Raw genomic sequence first — 1,341 nt, forward strand, 5'->3', positions numbered from 1 at the left:
CATCCATATCGGCTCTCAATCCAATGGTCGGCCCTTCGCCTCGCCGGAGTGTGCCCACGACGCCCGTGATCCCAAGACCCCGGTGAACCTCGGCACCGAACGATTGCAGCTTATCTGCCACGAATGCCGAGGTTTCATGTTCTTCGAATCCCGTTTCCGGGTGAGCATGAAGATGACGCCGCCATTGGATCATCTCGGCGGTGAGGTTTGACGGGGGCGTGTGTACAGTCATGGTTTCGCTCGATCCTTGTTGAATGATCGCTTTGGGATCGCCTTCTTTGGGCGGCCGGCGCTCGACGTTAGACCGGCCTCCTCGACGATGAACAGGCAAAATATGACGCTCGCCGCATAGCTTCGCCCTATTTCATCCCGCTCCGGTCCCTATCTCCATAACGTGAGGCTATGCGCCGCCCAAAGAATGAAAGTACGCTTGGTCCGGAAGACGACGTTTAATGATTTCGCGGCCGACTTTGCCGCGAACGCTGTTCAGGGGCCTGACCTCCGATCGGGCTCGCGAGGGAGAATGTCATGACCGTCACGTTTTTGCCGATCGATCGCCGCAAGCTTCTTCTGTCGACGGCCGGTCTGGCGTTCGCCTCGGCGATGGGCGCTCGGCCCTCCTTCGCACAGGCGAAAAAGTCCGTCGCCATCGCCCTACCGACCGATCCTCGCTCCCTGGATCCCCTGTTCAGGGACGATGCCGTCTCCGGGAGCATTCAGCGCCATATCTTCGATACGTTGGCCCATCGCGGCGAGGACATGGTCGTGCGTCCCTGGCTGGCGGAAGCCATCGAACGGCAGGGCCCGACCACGTGGCGTATCCGGCTGCGCGACAACGTGCGCTTCACCAATGGCGAACCTGTCGACGCGGACGCCGTTCGCTACAGCCTAGAGYGCGTGCTCGACCCGGAGAACAAGTCGGCGATCCGAAGCCAGATCGTGCCGCTCGGCAAGGCTCAGGTCGTCGATGCCCGAACGATCGTGTTCGAGACGCCGAATCCCGATCCGTTGTTTACCGCGCGTTTGACTTGGCTGCAGATCGTTCCGCCGAAATACGCGGCTGAAGCCGGCGCGCAATTCGCCAACCAGCCGATCGGCTCCGGCCCATACAAACTCAAGCGTTGGGTGAGAAACGCCGATGTGACTTTGGAAGCCAATCCGGACTTTTGGGGCAAGAAGCCGGTCTACACCGAGGTCTCCTTCAAGGCTGTTCCCGAGGAAATCGCCCGCATCTCGGCGTTGCGGTCGGGAGACGTGCAGATCGCCTTCAATCTGTCGATCAATCAGGCGAATTCGCTCTCGCAACAGACAGGCTTCCGGGTGCTCGAGCAATCCACGAGC

The 1,341-nt window shown here is 60.6% G+C and carries 1 protein-coding gene and 1 pseudogene; one reads left to right on the forward strand and one right to left on the reverse strand.

Annotation, left to right across the window (positions count from 1 at the left end; genetic code table 11):
- Positions 1-232 (reverse strand): annotated as a pseudogene (locus tag AC1DT3_RS21400) (amidohydrolase); the annotation flags it as partial.
- A 296-nt stretch (positions 233-528) separates the two neighbouring features.
- On the opposite strand from AC1DT3_RS21400, the gene AC1DT3_RS21405 reads away from it, so the two are divergent.
- Positions 529-1,341, forward strand: an 813-nt coding sequence (locus tag AC1DT3_RS21405; protein WP_477467197.1) for an ABC transporter substrate-binding protein, incomplete at its 3' end; no start/stop codon positions are given.

It is taken from the genome of Microvirga sp. P4_G7, assembly GCF_056401005.1.